The following is a 17,429-nucleotide window of genomic DNA, read 5'->3' as shown; positions in this document are numbered from 1 at the left end:
AGCTTGGGAATCAACGTACCCAGCTACACCAATGTAGCGGCAGTCTGATTACCCATTGCAATTAAGGTATCCAGAATACGTTCACCGTCAGCACGCAGACCATTATGTTCATATTCGTTAGTGATCCACGCCTTTGAATTCGGCATTAAGGATAACGTCTCGCGGCTGATTTCCATTTCCACAAACATGTCGTCAGCGTAGACAGCGCAGCTTACCGGTACTTTGTTCATTGCCAGCTGCTTTTCGTCATAAAGTGCAGGCCAGTCGCCCTTGCTCGCTAATATCTCGGCCGCTTCTTTAAGGGGTTTCAGGTTGACGTATTGGTCAAACATCCATGGGAAGACCATCTCCCCGGTGAAGTAGAATGACTTTCCTTTTTCATAGGCAAACGCTTGATGTGACTGGCGTACCCGGTGTGCACTCCAGTTAGAAGCGAATCCCTGACAGTAAATCGACTCGTGCAAAATGGCGTAAATCGGATTGGTTTGGAAGTTTTGCTGAGCCAACATATCGCTCAGAAACTCGTAACGCAGCTGAGGTTTTCCATTCACATGGATAAGTGCACTCTCCAGCCAGTAATAAGTCGGTAAAAAGGTATCACTGACACCAAAATTAATACCAATCTGTTGAAACTGCTCAACGGTAAAACGTTGACCGTTTGGAAGAAACTCTTCGTTTTCAAGAAGGTGATCAGCGATGTTCTGGCAAAGTTGCTGCGCTTTAGGAAACTGCTGAAAGAACGCGTGATTTTTATCCATGGTACGTTTAAACGTCGCCTCATAGACGTCGTCAGGATGACGAGAAACAGACGGTACGCCACCAGTAATATAGCTTTGACGCAGGCTATCCGGGAACAAGGATAGATAGGTAAGAGAACAAAAGCCGCCGAAGCTCTGGCCAAGAATTGCCCATTTTTCAACGCCGATCTCCTGACGAATAAACTCAGCATCTCGAACAATATTATCCGCCCTGAAATGGCTTAAGTACTCAGCTTGTTGTTGTGGCGTAAGATGCGCCAGTGTTTGATGGTTGATCACCGAGCTGTTTCCCGTGCCTCGTTGGTCAAGCAGCAACACTCGGTACTCTTGAAGCGCTCGTTTTATCCAACCGTTATTGCCGTTTGGACGTGGAGAGGGAAAGCCCGGGCCGCCTTGAAAATACACCAACCACGGTTTATTTGAGTCTTCGTCACTCGCTAAGCAAACTGAGCGAGCAAAAACCTCAATTGTACCTTTGCTGTCGTCTTGGTAATCCAACGGAACGGTGAATGTGTAGGGAGTGTAGTGCAATCCTGCATCGATAAATGATTGAGCATTCATTGTTTATTCTTTTTCCTTTTTGGGTATCGGCTTGTAGACCTTACGACCGTTACTTTACTTGTAATTTTGTCATTAACCAAGGTGTAGCACGACAGTCCGCTTTCTTATGTAAAATCGAAGTAAGTTCAAGAAAATTAAACGATTAGCGACTGGTGCAACGGATTGAGTGAGCTATGCTCAATAGAGTTGCTACAAAGTGCAGTGCTAATTGTGGAGGATGTTAAATGAAATTGTCGCTGGCTCGATGGATGATCGTGACTTGTTTAGTGAGCGTGCCTGCTTTTGCGGTGGTTACGCCAAGCCCACCTGAGTTACAGGCTAAAGGGTATGTGCTGATGGACTTTCAGTCGGGAGCTATCATAGCGGAGCAAAATGGGAGAGCCGGATTAGCGCCTGCTAGTTTAACAAAGCTAATGACTGCCTACGTTGTTGGGCAGGAGATCCACGCGGGTCGACTGAGCTGGGATTCTATTGTGACGGTCAGTGAAAATGCGTGGTCAGAAAAATTTCCCGGCTCTTCAAAAATGTTCATCAAACCTAAAGATGAAATCAGCGTTTCGAATTTAATGCGTGGCGTGATCATTCAATCTGGAAACGATGCCTGCGTAGCGCTTGCTGAACACGTGGCAGGCAGTGAAAGTGGCTTTGTAGCATTGATGAATGGTTGGGCTGAAAAGCTAGGCATGCAAGATACCTATTTCGTGAACTCACATGGGCTCGATAGTGAGGGGATTCAAACTTCACCTATCGACATGGCGAAATTGATGCAAGCGATCATCAGTGACGTTCCTGATGTTTACGCGTTGTATAACGAAAAAGTGTTTAAGTGGAACGATATTACTCAATACAACCGCAACAAGCTGCTGTGGGATAACGCGATAAATGTAGACGGCGGAAAGACAGGGTACACAAGTAATGCCGGATATAGTCTGGTTAGCTCGGCGACTGAAGGGAAAATGCGTTTGATCTCGGTTGTCATGGGGACTCCAAGCCCGCAGGCAAGGGTTAGCCAGTCGAAGAACTTACTCAGCTACGGTTTCCGTTTTTATGACACGAAAAAGGTTGCTACTCAGGGGCAAGTGGAATCAAAAGTTCGTGTCTGGAAGGGGAAAGCCAGCCAAGTTGACGCCAGTTTTGCCAAGGATGCCTATTTGACGTTACCGCGTGCAATGACGGCCAGTCTAGACAAAAGCGTAGAGTTGAATGAGCCCTTGATGGCACCTATCAATCAGGGTGATGTGATTGGTAAAGTCGTCTGGAAAAATAATGATGAAACCGTGGCCAGCTACCCGCTGGTCAGTAATCAAGCTGTCGAACAAGCCTCTTGGTTTGGTCAGATTTGGGACAGTATTGTTTTATGGGTGAAGTCCTTTTTTAACTAACCGAACCTAGCGTCGTACTAACAACAGCCCGCTTTTATAGCCGGGCTGTTTTTGTTCATTGTATGCTTAGGATTAATAAGATTAGGTAGCAGAGTGGGTTTGAGTTAGATTAGCCAGCGGCACGCGCCGTACAGTAGATAAAATTGGATTTATACCATGAGTAATGAACAACCAAATAACCCACTGCATGGGTTGAGTTTAGAAAAAATCGTCACCCGCCTGGTCGAGCACTTTGGGTGGAATGGCATGTACGAGCGCATTCGCGTGAATTGTTTTAAGAGCGATCCGTCTATTAAATCTTCGCTGAAGTTTCTGCGTAAAACTCAGTGGGCAAGAGACAAAGTTGAAGCGCTGTACATTGAGACTTTTTGCTAAGCACAGTAGATAAGAAAATTATTCCCGAGAGCGACGAATGAGCGCAGTCGGGAATCTCTCATCACCATTTAGATATATTCTGATCACTCCAAATGGTGGGTGCTTCCTACCGTTGCTTCCAAATCCAGTATTGACTGGCGAATTTTGTCAGGAATTGCAGTCTTCACATTATTCTTAAAATCAAACATCACGCCTGTTGCAGTAGCGACAGTCACAATTTTTCCCCACTTCTTACTAAACACTTGGTACTCCATCGTCATGCGGTCGCCCTGCATGTCGATAACACGAGAACCAACCAGAAGGGTGTCTGGGTAAGTAACAGGTAACTTGTAGCGGCACTGAGTCTCACTCAGAACAGGGCTAATTTGCGAGGTTTGCAGGTCGACGAGCAAATTAATTGCTTCGAAATAGTCGAGACGGGCAGTTTCGAAGTAGCGAAAATAGACTACGTTGTTGACGTGTTGCAAGGCATCCATTTCTCCCCAAGCAACTCTAATCTCAGTGATTACAGGGAAGTCTTTCAGTTGTGTGTCCATTTTATGTTTCCTTTTTCATCAACGTTGCTACAAATTGTGAGGCTACTTATTAATCTGAGTATTTATTCTAGATGTAATTCCTCATAATGTAATAAAATTGTTCACTAAGTGTGAATTAAGATAGATGATTATGTAAACTCTATGCTTTACATAGTGAGGTTGGAAGCGTAAGTTTAGTTGAGAAGAGCTAAAAGGGAGAAGTCTCATGGCAGAAGTGAAAAACTTCAATCTCGCCAGGGTAGAGAAGCGAATAGATTGGACCGATGATTTGTTCAGCTTGAGAGTGTCTGGCGCTCCGCTCTCCTTTAAAGCTGGTCAGTTTACTAAGCTTGCTTTACTGGATGACGAAGGGAATCTAGTCAGTCGTGCGTACTCGTTGGTTAATGCTCCAAGTGAACAATTTGACTGGTTAGAATTTTTGATTGTCGCCAACCCACAAGGTCAATTGTCACCAAGACTGCAAAAGTTGAAGACCGGCGATAGCATCTATGTCGGAGAAACGGCACACGGTGATTTGATACAGGATACGATTCCAAAACAAGCTCACGAACTATGGCTGCTTTCTACAGGTACCGGTATCGGTCCTTTTCTCTCATTGTTAGATGACATTAAATTGCTGCCTCATAACGAGAAGATCGTGCTTGTTCACGGAGTTCGTTATGAAAAGGATCTTGTATATAAGTACTTAATTGAGCATCTGGAACAGCGTTATGAAGGACGATTAAAGTACGTGCCAATAGTCAGCAGAGAGGCCGTTGAAGGTAAGCTACAAGGTCGAATTCCAGAGTTTATAGCCTCTGGAGAGCTGTCAAACAGAGCGGATGTACAATTCTCACCTTCCAGCAGCTTTGTCATGCTGTGTGGTAATCCAGAGATGATTAAAGACACATTACCTGTGTTGCAAAAGAGTGGATTAGAGAAATTTCGAACCAACACGGGTGGCAATATCATTTATGAACGTTACTGGTAATGGTTAATTTAGGAATTTAGGAATTTAGGGCAACGTTTCGAATATCAAAAAGCCACATCATGATGATGTGGCTTTTTACTTGAGGTCAACCGAACGTTATTGTTGATTGATGTATGCTTTGAAGCGTGCTCTAGTTTCAGCATCCGCTTTTTGGTACCAGAAGTGCAGCATTTCTTCTGCGGTTGAATCTGCTGTTGCAGCCGCTCGTGCTTGCTTCATGTCTGCCGGAATTTCTGCAGGTAGAGTTCTTGCTTGAACCATAGTGCCAGCAACGGCAATTGCAGCAACACCACCAGTTCTATTGTAATCTTCTACTTCACGAACATAATCACGACCAATCTGCATACCAGGTTTGATAAGCTTGTCTTGCTTAATAGCAATCGCGTTGCCAGATGCATCAACCAGTTTCCAGTCTAAGTCTTTGATGTTTTCTTCTGCATCATTCAAGTTGCGGTACTCTGGAAGTTGGAATGTTAACTTCGAGTCCGATGCAGAGAATCGAGTGACGATAACGTCACTTTCAACGCTAACGCGATCATTTCCTTGGTTGAAAAATGGTGAAAAGCGGAAAACGACTTGGTTTAAACCGTCAGGCAGCGTGAATGTTTTTTCTGAAGCTAGAAAGCCGCCAGAAAGCTTCACTTTTTCACCGTTCGCAGCTAGTACAGAAACGTCGTCAGGAACACTAACGGTTACGTCAGCGAATGCCATGCTACTCATTACCAGAGCAAGCGCGCAAGTTAAAGGCTTGATCAATTTCATTGTTTTTATCCTAAGCACTATCTATTAGTGAGCATCGAGAGTGCATCGTTATGTGTTTGATTGCAACTATCAAGTGTCATTAGTATGAAAATTTAACATTAGTTTCATTTTTCATAACTGTTTTGATGGAAATGTGACCCCAATTAAAACAAACCGCTGCAATGCAACGGCTTGAATTTATGTTTAGTCTCGAATTAAGGCTTGGTGATCTTAAATACCTGCACCATTACTAGATTCATTTTGGTCATCAGCCCCCTCTAGTAGTTCGCCCATTTCTTCTTTCTGCTGGGCTTTCTCAATGCTTAGCCACCAAACGAATAACTCATACCAAATTGAAAGAATAACTGCGCCTAGGAAGAGACCAACGATACCGTAGACGAGCATACCGCCGATGGCACCAATCAGTATAATTGGCATCGGAGTGTCCACTCCTCGACCCATAAGCATTGGTTTCAGTAAGTTTTCAGATAGCGCACCTACGACAGCCCAAACAGTAAACAAGGTCGCAGTCGTACTATCTTGAGTCATGTACATGTAGCCAATCACAGGTAACACAGCAAGAAGGGCGGGTAGCTGAGCGATACACAAAATCATGAGTATGAGAGTGAGCAAACCAGCGGCAGGAACGCCAAATACAAAGAAACCCGCACCAATCAGCAACGCTTGAATAGCAGCGACACCGACAACGCCAAGTAATACACTTTTAATTGTTGCTGCAATCAATGTCGCCCAGCTTTTGGCGTTGTCGCCTGCGGTACGAATTGCAATTGTCGTTAGACCAGATGCCAATGATTCTGAATAAGTCATAAAACCAGCGGCAATCGCTAGAGACAAGATAGAAAGTAATACACTACCCAGAGCACCGCCCATCATGCCAAGCAGGGAGGTTAATGTTGACTTAATCTGAGGCATAAAAGTTTGGATAGCTTGTTCTAAATTAGTCGAGAAGAGGGTCCATGTGTCATAGAGCTTACTACCGATAATAGGCCAGTCTGCAACAGATGGTTTAGGCCCTGGTATTTTGACATCACCGCTTTGAAGTACTTGTAAAGCGTGTGTTGCACCGTCATAAATAGAACCAGAAACCATCACAAGTGGCGTTACCAACAGCGCGATACCAAGCAAAGCGATGGTGGTTGCAGCCAAACCGCGTCGGCCGCCATAAGCACGCTGCAGTTTTTTAGTTACTGGTAAGAGTGCGACAGCAATGATTGCCCCCCAAATTACGGGAAGGATGAAAGGCTTGATAATGTCATACGTAAACATAAACAATACGAAGATCAAGCCAATACGTATTGCTGATTCCACCATGTTACTGATGAAAAGCTTACTTTCATTTCTTTCCGATAGTTTATTCATTTTTGTTTACCTGATGATCAATGTTGGAACTGACGAGACTTGAAACCACAATCGCCATATAAAACACACCTGTAATGGCCTCTAAATAAACGATGACTTGCGCCAACGGAGTCAGAGGACTGATATCGCCATAACCGAGAGTTGTTAGGGTGACGAAACTGAAATAAGCAGCATTTGAGAAGTTTTGCCCCCAAGATATGGCTTCCATACCAGTGAAAGCTTCTGGAGAAAATTCAAGTAAGATGAGGTAGGCAATGGCCCACATCAAACCAAGAAGCAAGAATAGAGCGACTGAGCCAATGACTTTGTTACTGTTGACATGACCAGTAAATAGAATTTGCCTTGCAATCGATTTAAAGGTGCCAAAGAAAAACGCAAAAGTTAAAGCTAGCATCACTACGTTCATTTCTTGGATGTGAAAAATCGTTTTTATTACAATAACAAACACCCAGATACCCACTAGGGTATACAGGAATCTCGACCAGGCTTTATCAAATCGCAGGCTAGCAAAGCAGACGATATACGTGATGATTGTAAAGGCGTGTAATATGTGCTCAATTGTTCCCTCATCAACAGCCCGAGCAAACGCACTACCAATTAATAAAACGATGAGCGCCAAGGTGAGATAAAAGAAGTTATTTTCTTCATTAATGTTTTTGAGTTTTTTACCAATGCCCATGGTTGTTCTCTCACTTAGTGTCTATTCATTGTTTTCTGATGAGTCTTCCATCACCATGATGGATGCAGAAAGTCCAAATCGAAGTTCAACGTCTTCAGGCAGTTCATGTATCGAAATGCGTACCGGAATGCGCTGTGCGAGACGAATCCACTGGAAGACAGGATTCACATTTGGCAAGAGGTTATAACCCACGGTGCCATCTCTTGGCGCAATACCCCATCCGATGGAATCGACTTTCGCATCAATAGGTGTCTCTGGATGAGACATCAGGGTCACTCGTGCTTTACTGCCCGGCTCGATTTGTTGCAGCTGGTTTTCACGGAAGAAGCCAAATACCCAGAAGCTGTTTTTATCGATAAGCGCAAGCAATGGCTGATTGGCAACCGCTTGAGTACCGTTACGGATATCTAAATTGGAAACAAACCCGTCAACTGACGCATAAACCTTGGTGTAGCTCAGATTCAACTTAGCGGACTTTAACTGTTCTTCCGCGGCCTTTATTTGTAGTAAAGACTCTTCATAAGCAATCTCTCGACGAATAAGGTCTTTATGAGATACCGCTCCGCGATCTTTGTCTCGGATGTCCGTTAAGCGATCGTATTCGATTTTTTTACCACGAGCACTGACAACGGATTTTTCCAGTGCCACTTCGGCTTGAGATAAGGCGACCTCGTAGGTAGTTGGGTCGATTTCAAACAGCAAGTCACCGATTTTTACTTCTTGGTTATCTTGAATCGCGACATTCACAATTGGTCCGGATACACGTGGTGCAACTTTTATTACGTTGGCACGTACCTGACCATCTCGTGTCCAAGGGTTACTAAAATACTCTTCATACTTTTGATAGCCGAGCCAGGCTGCGCCACCAAGAATGACAAGATTGAGTACAATTACGAATAGTTTTTTCATCTTGTTTGGCACCTAAAATTGAATATAAAAACTGTCAATTGCCACCACATAACAGACCATGATGGCGATAAACGTTAGCGATGGAAAAGCGATAAAGCGCGACAAACGGGTCTTGTTTAACAGGAACACTGTTATCCAGGTAGCGGTTACCGCGAGAAACAGAACCAGAAGCAAAGGTGAGAAGTACACATCTCCCCAAGAGAGTTCATAAGGCATTACGGCTCCTCCCCAACAGGTTCAGTGCTGTCAGTCCTTTCAATCAGCAGTGGTGGTAATACACGGTTTTCCGAGTCTAAATATCCATCCCAATCCGTGCGTTCGCTCATCTGCTTGGCTAGCGTATCTGATAGGAAAGGTTTACCTGTCTGCGCTTGCCACCCGCCGCCAAGGGATTTGTACAGAGCGACAACTTGGTTTGCGACACTGCCTTTGATAGACGCGTAATTGTCTTCTGCCCGGGTCATCTTCTCGACTGAGTTCAGAAGACGTTCAAAGGATATTTGACCGTTTTCGTATTGCGTCATCGAAATATTAAACGCACGAATAGAGGAGTTTACGGACTGCAAGCGCAGCGATTTTTGTTGCAAATACAGGTCGTAAGCTTCTAGTGCATTGGTTACTTCGTTAACGGCCTCAAGCACTTTCTTGTTGTAGTTGGTTAAGGTTTCCTGAAAGCTTGCGTCTTCGTAGCGAATGTTATTTTTCACACGCCCATATTGGAAGATGTTCCAGCTAAAGGCTGGACCTGCGACCATTGTTAAAGAATCACTGAAGCTAAAGCTACTGCCATCTGGGACGGTGCTGTCGATACCGATTGAGCCAAACAGTGAAAAGCTTGGATACAGCGCGGATTCTGATACGCCGATTTGTGCACTCTGAGCACGAGCTTGCATCTCAGACACTTGTAAGTCCGGCCGACGCATGATCAGGTTGGCATCGATTTGTGTTTCTAATAATGGTGGACGAGGGACAATCGAGTTTTCGTCATTTCCAGATAATGCTGTTTTTCTTCCGGTCGATTTAAACTGTGCTTCGTATTCTGCGATACGTTCAGGCACTCCGTTTGACGAAAGGATAGCGTCGACTTCTTCTGGCAATACACCTAACAGCAGCGCAATCGCTGTTCGAGACTGTTTCATCGCTATTTCAAGACTTGGCTGCGCAGCCATTGTGGTATACAACTGGTTCTGGGCTTGTTGAACGTCAAGTTCGGTAACGTTGCCCGAGTCAAACTGGACTTGAGTAATATGGACAACACGCTCTTGGATATCGATGTTACGCTCAGAAAGTAAAATACGTTCTTGGTAGGTTCGATAATTGATGTAATTGCGCACTACTTCGGAAGTGATGGTGACCATGATGTCATGATAAGACGCAATCGTTGCGTAATATCCTGCTTCAACGGACTCAATACCACGAGCGTATTTGCCCCAAATATCCATCTCCCACGCTGCGTCAAATGACAGAGCCGCGTTATTGAAACTATGGTCGTTCACGTAAGCACGCGCTAAATTACCTGACACCGTCTGTACTTGCGGATATTGCAACCCAGTCGCGACGCCTACTAAGGCTCGAGCTTGGACAATACGTAAACCCGCCGCTTCCAAATCAAGGTTTTGTTGGCTTGCCATCTCAACCAGTTGATTTAGAGTCGGGTCATTAAATTGTTGCCACCACTGCTGTATCTTCTGCTCAGATTGCTGCGTATCTTGAACTGCCTTTTGTAATGACCAATCACTTGGTAAAGGAGCTTGCTGTGGGTGGACGTAGTCTGGCCCCACAGTAGTACATGCGCTGAGTCCGAGCAAAGTAAGTATGGCGAGGCTTGGTTTTGTTAGTTTTTGAAGCATCATATCCCCCACCTTTAAAACCGCTTCTGCTGTAAGTTCACCCAATCGATATCCTCGTAGGTTTGCTTGCAATGTTTTATTGCCTCGAATACGTTCCGTTTTAAATTCAGCAAGATATAAAAACCGGCTATCTCTGAATAAGCGTAGTCAGATAAATCCAACTCACTAAAAAAATCTTCCAGTTTGTCTTCAAAGGATTGGTAATCCTTACTGTATTGAGAAAAAACGGAATCGAGTTCTTCTGTTACTTGATGACTAGCTAAAGCCCCAGCCATCATAGGTATGATGGAGTCGCGATGTTGCTGACGAAGTTTGTTTATCAGTGGGTTAGCCAATAATTTCCTTTCTGCAATCATGAGCACATTAATATGATTGCATAGTACTTCGCAAGCTTTACTAAATGCACCAATAGCTTCTGGGGTCGTTTGGTCAAAATGTTTGTGGTTTATTTTTGAACCCCACACTTTGAGTTTTTTTGCCGACACGTTCAACGTCACCAAATGCAGAGCGCGTTTTAACGGTGTCAGAAAAGAGCTCGATTGCTTTTGGTAGGTGACAAACAGAGAGCGTATATGCCGGAAATATCGCTCTTTCAACGTTAAGAATAAGTGTTCTGGCCTTGAACTGAACGGGAAGTAATGAGCAAAAATGATCATGAATACGACCATGTAAAACAGAGTCATGATCGTCATTAAGATCCCGAAGTGGTAGAACATATTATTGTCCAGTCCCAGCACAAACAGACCGACCATGTAAAAGATCGTTATCGGGCCGTTGAAAAGGTAAAAACCAATAAATGTATAGATAAAGATAAACAGCCCAAGTTCTAGCCCAAGATCCATCTGTGGCAATATAAACAGGTATGACGGCACCGCGAATAAGAAACCAAACGTAAACAGCACCAGCAGTAAAATGGGATGCACGGGTACGAATGATAGCAACGACATAAACATGGTTGAGAAGATGACAAATGAGTAGCCACCTGGTGGATTAAAGTAGATCCAAATAAGTCCTGCGACCCAATAGGTTACAAAAGTTTTAACCGCTGTTTTGAAGTTTTCTGCATCCCACCATAAAAACTTACCTTTTGGTTTTGGCAGTTCAACTTCGAATGAAACGTTATTGGTTACTGAATCAATACAACTAATGCTTTCTGCCAGACGTGAAAGGCTCTGATGCATGGATTCCAGAAGAACGCCTAGTGTGACTGCGGAGCCTTTCGTTAGGTGAGATACCGAATCTAATGATTCTTGGTTGAAGTCGACCTTAAATTCCTTGGTACGATAAACCTGCTCTTTGCTGTCCCAAACTTGTTGGCAAGTTTGGAATAGCTGTTCAATTTCTGCGATGGTTTCATCAAAGTTATCTATGCATTTGCGATCGTCTTCCACACTAAAGTGGCTATGCACGGCAACGGATAATTGCTGAGTAATTTGCTTGCTGAGGTGAACGGCTAAGCGCCATTCTTTGATATAAGCTGAAACATCACTGCATTCGGCACTGACGGTTGCAAAACGCTGCTCCAGATTATTCTGTGCTACAAATACTTCCTCGGTAAGTTTATCTATATTGAGTTGAGTGGCTCTGCTCTCAGATGCTTCCGGAGATTCCGCCTCGTTATCGTTTTGTTGATGCTTTTCATGTCTTTGTTCAAAGTTATGAACAATCACACCAAACAAAGCCTGCTGAGTTTGATTCAACTGTTCGATGAGCTGTCGCAGGTTTTGCTCTGTTTTGACCGGGAATAAGAACGTGCCGACAAGCGTATAGACAACCACTCCAAATACTGTCATGTATGCGCGATCGATCCCGTAAAGAAAAGCGCCATCCGCATCACCACCATTGGACATCATGAGAGTCATGACCCCAGTTAGCATTAGAAGGGTAGGATCTTTTTGGTAAGCGTTGCGAAAATAAAAGATAAATGACACGACGAGGGAAACGGATAGCATGTATAGAATGCGATCCTGTGCAAACAGCCCCACTAACAGCAAACCAACGACAGCCCCTACCAAGGTCCCCAGCACACGTAGGGTCCCTTTAGCGAGAGATTCGCGACGACTGCCTGTTGTAGCAATCAGCATCACAGTGGTCGCTGCGGTAGACGCCTGTGGCCACCCCATAGCAAAGGGGATTAGATAAGCCAACGTGAGGCTAAGCGATACTTTTATAGCGAATTTAATTTTGTCGTTCATAATCAAAATTTGCTCAGGCCTATCTTTTTAAATTGATGATTTTGTTAGTAAAAGTTAAAATTTAGAGTTTTGTTCTAAATATATTTGGGTTGGCGGAATATAGCGAGCAAAAAGAGGCGGATTGTAAATCTATTGTCAAAACAAAATGCGCATTAAGTAGTCAATCTTTGTCTAACCCTTGCCATCACTAGGGAGAAAGAAAAAATGCTCAAAACAGTTACTTACTGCGAGTCTTATTTATGAAACAGATTTATCGGTGTTTCCTAGCCAAGATTTTTTCAATTCTATTAATCGCCAGACGTTAAGCAGGGGACTTTCATCCCATGTCATTCATGACTCTACTTTTAAAAAGAATAGATGATGAATGCTGATATGAGAGGAAAAGTTTTATTTTTTATCAAGTTGTCTCATTTTTGTTTACATTTTGAGAGCGAGATAAAAAGACCAGTGCGATACCACCCAAGATGATTGAACTGGTGAGGATAGAATGAAACGAAAGAGTCTCACCCAGCAGGAGTGAGCCCAATACTAAAGCGATCACTGGCACGGAGAGTTGGCTGACAGCCGCTTGTAGTAGGGAGAGTTTCTGTATCACGTGATACCACAATAGGTAACCAATCCCAGAGGTGAGTGCTCCTGATGACACGGCAAGTAACACTCCTTTGAGAGTGAAAGTTACAGAGGTCAGTAACATCGGAGAAACAAGCAAACTGATTACCGATGCAGCGATAAACCCCCAGGCGATCCCGCTACTTGGTGAAGGTGCTTGCTTGCCTAGTGCAGTAAATAGCGCCCAGCAAATACCTGATATGACAATGAGAACTGTCGACCAAATATCCGGGCGTGTCGCTGATGGCAGCATCAACCAAGCAAAACCGATAACTGACACAGCAATGCCTATTACTTCTAGGATCTTAAAGCGTTCACCTTGCCACCAATGCAATGTCAAAAGCGTAAGCTGTACGGCACCGAATAAAAGTAGTGCGCCTGTACCTGCTGCCAAATTTAAATAAGCGTATGAAATTAACACGGCATAGCCAAACAACGTCAAGCCCGCCAGTATTCTAAAACGACTGGTTGGCTTTTCAGTTTTCCAGGTGCCGGTTACAAGAAGAAAAAAAATCAGAGTCGCGGCACCGGAAATTAACCGGATGATTGTAAAACTCCCCGCATCGCTAAGTCCGTCCACTAAGGCTGCTCGACACAAAAGTGAGTTGGCAGCAAAAGCGAGCATTACGACGACGGTCAGCAAAAAAGTTATCATTTCCCATCCTAATTTATGGTCATAGAATCAGTGTAGCCGTTAATATAGATGCATCAATTTGTTGCATACATTGGGTGCGGTGTTTTTGAATTGTTAATTGATTGAAAGCTAGATGAAAGTCACCATTTTCTCTCGACCCATTGGGATTTTTCCTACACATCAATTGCAATCCTTCTTGCTATCTTTTCGGAAGGTCGGAACACAAAATCGAAACGTGTTCCTAACGTCAGGCTACTACGAAAAAGAACGACAACGATGAATGATTTTGTTTTGCGATTGATGAAGTGCGCTCGTGCATACGAAAGTTTTATAGGAACTAAACTGCTGAGTAAGCAGAGCATTAATACCGATGAATTGACGAGTATTCAAAAAGAGGCGATTTCGAGATTTCCAGAACTGAAAACTGAGCAGAAATCTCACGGCAAAGAGACCGTTGAACTAGAGCTGTTTAACAAGGTGCTATACAACACAATGTTAAAAGTTGGGTTCCGAATCCCAGATGGTAAAGTAGCTAACTCAACTTCGATTTATATTCGTCGTTAAATACAAAACAGCCTTCTCGTGACGGGAAGGCTGTTTGCGTTCTGGAGGCTCAGTTTTTATGGATACTCAGTTTATTAGCGGGTGCCTAATACCTCGCTGTCAGCATTAACTAGCTATTTTGTTTGCGACGACGTATCCAACCCAGCCATCCCCCTATCATCAAGAGGCCAGCGCCAAGAGAGCCACCACTGCTACCGCCGTCATCATCACTGTCATCGACAAAAACCTCAGAATCACCCTCACTATGGTAATCTTCCGTGGCGGCTAACACTGGATCATAACTGGTTATAATCCCTGAGCTGGTTTGATTTTCGATCCATGTTGTGTAGTTGAGTATTTCGGTAAATACACTTGGTATGGAAGCAGACTCACAGATAGATGAGCCATAGCTAACGATGCCAATCTGTTGGTACGTACCATTGTCGTCCACATAGGTCAGTGGGCCACCGGAATCCCCGCGGCAAATCCCGGTATAATCTCTGTCTTCAAAGCCATTCGCACACAAGGTCTCTTGTGAATTGAATCCGGAAACCAAAGCGGCGCACTCGGAATCGGTGAGAGGATCAACTTCTGCCCAGCGTAAATAGTTTGGTGCAGATGTGTCCGTGGTTGATGTCTGTCCCAAGCCAAATATTTGATATACAGAAGCGTCACTGTAATCGCCAAAATCTTGTGGCAAAGTGATGGATTGAACGTTATCAGTGATAGGACGAGAAAGTTCGAGTAGCGCGAGATCATTAATCCACAAGTCATTCGGGTCGTATCCTGGATGAATAGTGATTCTGCTAACGTCTTTAAATTCGGATACATAAACGTCGTCCATCGTCGGGTTTTTCACTAAAACACGCAGATCGTCAGTACTCCACCCATCACTAAAAACATCGGATTCGACACAATGCGCAGCAGTTAAAATGAAACGGTCATTCACGATAGAACCGCCGCAGATATTGGCGAATTCATTTGCCCCAGTTTTATACAAAATTAAACGTGCGAAAAAGGGCGCTTGATTCAAAGTTGTTGGCTCACCGCCAATAATGGCAGTGGAAATATCTTGGTCTGAAAGACTCGAATCTGCGTAAGTGGTCATGGGAAAAATTAGGCAAGCCCCGCTTATCAAAAGATGATTTACCCTCATAACCTTATCCTTGTATTTAGAGTTATTGTATTTACTGTAGTCAAGACTCCAACAAGCACAACATTGCTTCTATCCAATCTCACTTTTCATACTGGTATCAAGCCTATCTCTTATCAGTATGAGGCGAAGGCGAGTGATAGTTGTTGATAAAAAAGGTTGGCGGGAAATGTTGAATCCTTGGAGGGTTTGACATGTTGAAGTCTTTGGCTTCAAACCCTGTATAAACAGGGAGTGCTACATCTTATCATCTTGAGGGTATACAATAACTGCAAATTTGCGCCCCCAGAGACATAATGATGGAATTTAAGGTTGATACTCACACACATACGTACGCTAGCGGTCATGCCTATAGTACGCTGATTGAAAATGCTAAGTCGGCAAAAGAGAACGGATTAGAAATGTTCTGTACTACCGATCACGCAGAGTCGATGCCAGGTGCGCCTCACTACTGGTTTTTCTCAAATCAAAAAATTCTGCCTCGTTACCTTGAAGGCGTTGCAATCATTCGTGGAGTTGAAGCCAATATTCTCAATACGGAAGGTGAGATCGATATCCCTTCCAGTGTTGATCGTAACCTTGATTGGGTCATTGCCAGTTTTCACGAACCTGTCTTTATTCCATCTAATAAGGCTACCCACACAGAAGCGTTGCTCAACGTTATTCAAAGTGGCCGTGTTGATGCGCTTGGGCATTTAGGAAATCCAAATTTTGACTTTGATTTTGAAACCGTCTTGAAATGCGCCAAAGAACATAACGTCGCGATTGAGATTAACAATACCACCCTGAAGGGGAACAGTCGTGTTGGGAGCGTTGAGCGTTGTCATGAGATTGCTCAGATAGGCAAAGAGTTAGGTGTGTTCTTCACTACAGGTAGCGACGCACATTTCTGCCACGATGTAGGGAATCTCGACCTGGTTGGAGAGTTGATGGACAGAGTTGCTATTAACAGTGAAAAAGTCATTACATACTCGACAAAGCAGTTCTTATCCTTCCTGGAGTTACGTGGACGTGAACCAATTGCAGAATATGATGAATTGTTCCACGCATAAACGATTACATTTTTGGAATGCACCCTTAGTGTGTTTCCTTTACACTGCGTAGATTAAGTATCCGAGTAATCCAGCACGTTGGATGACTGTGGTAAACAAAGCCGACATAGAATTCGGCACTAAATATGGAGAAGTGAAGATGTTACGTCCTTTAGTTTTAGGGTGTGCGATTGCGTTGTGCTCAAGCTATGCAATGGCGGAAGCGGTCGATCTAAAACAAAACATGAAACAGATGAAGATGGATTTCAAACAAGCGGCTGAAGCGTCGGATGTTGAAACCATGAAGTCCGCAATTGATAGCTTGCAAGCGATCGTAGAGCAATCTAAGAGTGGGAACTACCCACCAGAAAAGTTTGATACGTTCCTTGAAGGCTTCAACAAGTTGTCGGTAACGTTAGACAAAATCGAAGCAGACTTAGATGCTGGCAACCTGACCGAAGCCAAACAGCAACTGCTCGAAATCGATAGTCTTCGTGAAGAATACCACGACAAACGCAACCCAAGTATCTGGAGCAAGCTGTTCGGTTAATTTTGATGGACAGCACTGCAAAGATTGAAACAAGCCCGCGACTCTGCGGGCTTTATTGTCTCTGTCAGCAAAATAACACTGAGTCTGTAATCCTTTGTTGAGCTTGTAGTTAGAATTGGTTACGCTGTGTGAAATTTGTTAAGTCACCGTTATGCGTAGATTAATTCCGTTTTATCGTTCGATGTTGTTTGCTAGCGCCTTCAGTTGGGGCCTGGTAACGCTAATGCCTGTTATCAATGCTCATGGTAACAGCATGGGCGTGTGGGCAACGCTTTGTACGCTTAACGGATTCGAACTGATACAGGTTGAAGACGCTGATAACACAGTCACTCACCAGGGGAAGCCTTGTCCATTCAGTCACTATTCACCCTTTCATCACGACTCACTTCCAACTACACCTTTACTTTCACGACTGAGCTGGGTTATTTCTGACAGTTACGCTTTTTTGGCTCTAAGCGTACGATTTGAAACGCCAGTTCCTCGCGCACCACCTTTTACCATATCAAAATACTTTTCCACTCCTTCGGGATAACCCTAAGAACTTCTCTCCCAGAAATTTAAGCCTTTCGCCTT

Annotated in this window: 18 protein-coding genes; 7 read left to right on the top strand and 11 right to left on the bottom strand. The window is 44.0% G+C overall.

Going from position 1 to position 17,429, the window contains the following annotated elements; all coding sequences use genetic code 11:
- Positions 1-23: 23 nt before the first annotated feature.
- A complete protein-coding gene (locus tag WJM94_RS06900; RefSeq protein WP_444493500.1) occupies positions 24-1,319 on the bottom strand; it encodes an alpha/beta fold hydrolase in 1,296 nt (431 codons plus the stop codon).
- 224 nt (positions 1,320-1,543) lie between these two features.
- On the opposite strand from WJM94_RS06900, the gene WJM94_RS06895 reads away from it, so the two are divergent.
- Together WJM94_RS06895 and WJM94_RS06890 are read left to right on the top strand one after the other, a co-directional pair.
- Positions 1,544-2,701 carry a D-alanyl-D-alanine carboxypeptidase family protein gene (locus tag WJM94_RS06895; RefSeq protein ID WP_444493499.1) on the top strand — a complete coding sequence of 386 codons (1,158 nt, stop codon included), beginning with the start codon at positions 1,544-1,546 and terminating at the stop codon, positions 2,699-2,701.
- Between the two features lie 156 nt (positions 2,702-2,857).
- Complete coding sequence (locus WJM94_RS06890; RefSeq protein WP_444493498.1) at positions 2,858-3,076, top strand: VF530 family DNA-binding protein; 219 nt, start codon at positions 2,858-2,860, stop codon at positions 3,074-3,076.
- Between the two features lie 83 nt (positions 3,077-3,159).
- On the opposite strand, the gene WJM94_RS06885 is transcribed toward WJM94_RS06890, so the two are convergent.
- Positions 3,160-3,612, bottom strand: coding sequence for an acyl-CoA thioesterase (locus WJM94_RS06885; RefSeq protein WP_444493497.1), 453 nt, complete (start codon positions 3,610-3,612; stop codon positions 3,160-3,162).
- Between the two features lie 205 nt (positions 3,613-3,817).
- Here WJM94_RS06885 and WJM94_RS06880 point away from each other — a divergent pair, with 205 nt between their 5' ends.
- Positions 3,818-4,582 (top strand): ferredoxin--NADP reductase, encoded by a 765-nt coding sequence (locus WJM94_RS06880; RefSeq protein WP_444493496.1) that lies wholly within the window; start codon positions 3,818-3,820, stop codon positions 4,580-4,582.
- 96 nt (positions 4,583-4,678) lie between these two features.
- Here WJM94_RS06880 and WJM94_RS06875 read toward each other — a convergent pair whose 3' ends face one another.
- From WJM94_RS06875 to WJM94_RS06840, 8 genes are all read right to left on the bottom strand, one after another.
- Positions 4,679-5,344: a DUF2057 domain-containing protein gene (locus WJM94_RS06875; protein WP_444493495.1), complete on the bottom strand. Its 666-nt coding sequence runs from the start codon at positions 5,342-5,344 to the stop codon at positions 4,679-4,681.
- 210 nt (positions 5,345-5,554) lie between these two features.
- Complete coding sequence (locus tag WJM94_RS06870; RefSeq protein ID WP_444493494.1) at positions 5,555-6,703, bottom strand: AI-2E family transporter; 1,149 nt, start codon at positions 6,701-6,703, stop codon at positions 5,555-5,557.
- Entirely contained in the window at positions 6,696-7,382 is a 687-nt protein-coding gene (locus tag WJM94_RS06865; protein WP_444493493.1) for a potassium channel family protein, read from the bottom strand. Before WJM94_RS06865 ends, WJM94_RS06870 begins: the two co-directional genes overlap by 8 nt.
- A 21-nt stretch (positions 7,383-7,403) precedes the next feature.
- Positions 7,404-8,291: an efflux RND transporter periplasmic adaptor subunit gene (locus WJM94_RS06860; protein ID WP_444493492.1), complete on the bottom strand. Its 888-nt coding sequence runs from the start codon at positions 8,289-8,291 to the stop codon at positions 7,404-7,406.
- Positions 8,292-8,303: 12 nt separating this feature from the next.
- On the bottom strand, positions 8,304-8,507 hold the full coding sequence (locus tag WJM94_RS06855) for a DUF1656 domain-containing protein (RefSeq protein ID WP_444493491.1): 204 nt from the start codon (positions 8,505-8,507) through the stop codon (positions 8,304-8,306).
- Positions 8,507-10,144: a TolC family protein gene (locus WJM94_RS06850; RefSeq protein ID WP_444493490.1), complete on the bottom strand. Its 1,638-nt coding sequence runs from the start codon at positions 10,142-10,144 to the stop codon at positions 8,507-8,509. The genes WJM94_RS06855 and WJM94_RS06850 overlap by 1 nt, the downstream gene beginning before the upstream one ends.
- An 11-nt stretch (positions 10,145-10,155) precedes the next feature.
- Positions 10,156-12,336, bottom strand: a complete 2,181-nt coding sequence (locus WJM94_RS06845) for an FUSC family protein (protein WP_444493489.1) — start codon at positions 12,334-12,336, stop codon at positions 10,156-10,158.
- Between the two features lie 397 nt (positions 12,337-12,733).
- Positions 12,734-13,600, bottom strand: coding sequence for a DMT family transporter (locus tag WJM94_RS06840; RefSeq protein WP_444493488.1), 867 nt, complete (start codon positions 13,598-13,600; stop codon positions 12,734-12,736).
- A 255-nt stretch (positions 13,601-13,855) separates the two neighbouring features.
- Between WJM94_RS06840 and WJM94_RS06835 the strand changes: the two genes are divergently transcribed.
- Entirely contained in the window at positions 13,856-14,143 is a 288-nt protein-coding gene (locus tag WJM94_RS06835; protein ID WP_444493487.1) for a hypothetical protein, read from the top strand.
- Between the two features lie 109 nt (positions 14,144-14,252).
- Here the strand turns inward: WJM94_RS06835 and WJM94_RS06830 are convergent, their stop codons facing one another.
- On the bottom strand, positions 14,253-15,278 hold the full coding sequence (locus WJM94_RS06830) for a S1 family peptidase (protein ID WP_444493486.1): 1,026 nt from the start codon (positions 15,276-15,278) through the stop codon (positions 14,253-14,255).
- Positions 15,279-15,574: 296 nt separating this feature from the next.
- Here WJM94_RS06830 and WJM94_RS06825 point away from each other — a divergent pair, with 296 nt between their 5' ends.
- The 3 genes from WJM94_RS06825 (at position 15,575) to WJM94_RS06815 (ending at position 17,388) form a co-directional block, all read left to right on the top strand.
- Positions 15,575-16,327 carry a phosphatase gene (locus tag WJM94_RS06825; RefSeq protein WP_444493532.1) on the top strand — a complete coding sequence of 251 codons (753 nt, stop codon included), beginning with the start codon at positions 15,575-15,577 and terminating at the stop codon, positions 16,325-16,327.
- A gap of 139 nt (positions 16,328-16,466) precedes the next feature.
- Positions 16,467-16,856 (top strand): cytochrome b562, encoded by a 390-nt coding sequence (locus WJM94_RS06820; protein ID WP_444493485.1) that lies wholly within the window; start codon positions 16,467-16,469, stop codon positions 16,854-16,856.
- Between the two features lie 151 nt (positions 16,857-17,007).
- On the top strand, positions 17,008-17,388 hold the full coding sequence (locus tag WJM94_RS06815; RefSeq protein WP_444493484.1) for a hypothetical protein: 381 nt from the start codon (positions 17,008-17,010) through the stop codon (positions 17,386-17,388).
- Positions 17,389-17,429 lie beyond the last annotated feature (41 nt).

The sequence above is a fragment of the Vibrio sp. YIC-376 genome (assembly GCF_052353105.1).
GTDB lineage: Bacteria > Pseudomonadota > Gammaproteobacteria > Enterobacterales > Vibrionaceae > Vibrio.
This window is presented reverse-complemented; position numbering and strand designations above follow the sequence as displayed.